The organism is Mesorhizobium sp. M7A.F.Ca.CA.002.15.2.1 (assembly GCF_003998715.1).
GTDB lineage: Bacteria > Pseudomonadota > Alphaproteobacteria > Rhizobiales > Rhizobiaceae > Mesorhizobium > Mesorhizobium ciceri.
The window spans coordinates 1-2051 of record NZ_RZPI01000862.1 but is presented as its reverse complement, the minus strand read 5'-3'; the positions used below and the strand labels follow the sequence as shown (position 1 = coordinate 2051).

Annotated in this window: 3 protein-coding genes; 1 reads left to right on the top strand and 2 read right to left on the bottom strand. The window is 64.1% G+C overall.

The features are described from left to right. Positions 1 to 9: 9 nt before the first annotated feature. Complete coding sequence (locus ENZ74_RS30370; protein ID WP_245471042.1) at positions 10 to 246, top strand: hypothetical protein; 237 nt, start codon at positions 10 to 12, stop codon at positions 244 to 246. Between the two features lie 111 nt (positions 247 to 357). Here the strand turns inward: ENZ74_RS30370 and ENZ74_RS30365 are convergent, their stop codons facing one another. Then, complete coding sequence (locus ENZ74_RS30365) at positions 358 to 912, bottom strand: hypothetical protein (RefSeq protein WP_024503535.1); 555 nt, start codon at positions 910 to 912, stop codon at positions 358 to 360. Positions 913 to 1047: 135 nt separating this feature from the next. Further along, positions 1048 to 2051 (bottom strand): YcjF family protein (locus tag ENZ74_RS30360; RefSeq protein ID WP_127313237.1); only part of this gene is annotated, 1004 nt, incomplete at its 5' end.

Here is a 2051-nt window from a genome sequence, read left to right as displayed (position 1 = left end):
GCCGTCGGCCTGGCGGTGCTTGCCGGTTCGGCTTGCTCGAAGGCGCCTGAGTGCACGGCGGAGATCGCAACCAAGAAGGCGCAGGACATGGCTGCAGCACTTCAGGAGGCGATCACCAAGGACCCGGCCAAGGCGGCTGATCTGACCGCCAAGGTCCAGGCGGTGACAACCAAGTATCAGGGCACCACGACGTTGGCCGACGCCTGCAAGGCCTATGACGAAGTGACGGCCGCGATCAAGGGCTGACACCCTGATTTGAGATCAAGGCCTAAGCGCCTGATTCGATGGGCTCAAGTGAGAGGGCGGTGACCGTTGGGTCGCCGCCTTTTTCTTCGGATTTTTCAGTTCGGCGCGATTTCAGTTCGGCGCGATGGAACCGACTTCGACCGCGTCGACCCGCTTCAGGCTCATGCCGATCACCGGCACCAATTGGTCGTTGACGCGCACGGCGATAGTCACCGTCATCGAATTGTCGTCAGGGATGCGAGCCTGCATGACGCCGCGCAGCTGGTTGCGGTTGATGGTGAAGACCACCTTGCGGGGATCGACGACGTTGCCGCCGATGATGTCGAGGCCGGAACCGGTCGCGCCACCCATGAAGCTGCCCTTGTAGCCCTCGCGGCCCTTGCGCTCGATCTTGGCCGACATTGGCTGGGTGAACATACCGACCCGGCAGCCGCCGTCGAGCGACATGCCGACCTTGCCGTCGGGCGTCGAGCCGGTGAAGCTGCAGTTGAACTTGGTGCCCTTGTACTTGCCGGCGACGATTTCGCCGGGACCGATCCACTTGCCTTCGGCAGACTGGAAGAACTGCTTGTCCGGCTCCGCCGCAGAGGCCACTCCGGCAATGCCGACGACTGTCGTAATCACCGTTGCCAGGGACAGGACGCTGGATAGAATTACGCTTTTCATCGACGACACCCGGCAACAAAGATGCTGTTTGGAACCGGTCTGACCATGAACAAGATTGGTTAATGCTTCGTCACCGCGGGGCCGCCGCAGAGCAGTCCGGTAACGATTCCGAATGCCCGGACACTCCAGCCCGGCTCACTTGCCGGAGGGGGTCGTTGCACCGTCTTTCCTGGTTGCGAACGATGTCAGCGCCGAGAGGAAGTCGCCCAATCCGGGACGTTTGGCGGCGCTGAAGGGCAGGGGTCGAGCCGTCTCCATCGCGGCGATGCCGATGCGCGCCGTCATCATGCCGTTGACGACGCCCTCGCCAAGCTTGGCCGAAAGGCGCGCGGCCAGGCCGTGGCCAACGATCTGCTGGACGACACTGTCGCCGACCGCGATCGAACCGGTTACCGCCAGATGCGCCAGAACGCTGCGCGCCAGGCGGAAGAAACCCAGCGTTCCCGGCCGTCCGCCATAGAGTTCCGACAGGCGCCGAATGAGCCGCCCGGCCTCGAACACGACATAGGCAACATCGACCAGTGCGCGTGGACTGACCGCCGTCACCAGCGAGACGCGTTTGGCAGCTTCGAGAATCATCACTTTCGCTCTGGCATCGAGTGGTCCGAGAATTTCAGCCTCCGCCAGGCGCACGAGATTGCCGCCGTCGATGATTTCGCCGCGCAATTCGGCCAGCTCGCGCCGGCCGGCCGCGGTCTCGGGTTTGGCCGAGACAAAGGCCGACAATTCGTCGACGACCGATCGTGCCGCCTTGGGATCGTCGCGGGCGATCGCATCGAGCGCCCGCTTCTGCAGCTTTTCGACCTCGGCGAGGCGGGCGATCGCCAGGAATTCGCGAATCAGGATCACCACAAGCGCCAGCACGGCGATGGCGGCCATGCCGGCGGCCAGCCAGCCCAGCCACTCAGCGCGCGCAAAGAGGTCGCGTATGAGCTGGTCGGTCCACAGGCCGACCGCCAGCGAAACCAGCACGCCGAAGGCGCCGAAGAAGATGCTGCCGAGCAGCGAGCGTTTCCTGGGGGCGACGGCTGGTGGCGGCTCCGCGGCAATGATGTCGGGCTCGTCGAAGACATCGACTTTCGCCGGAATGACCATCGCGACATGGGTTTTCATCGCGCGGGGTTTGCGCTGGGTGTCGG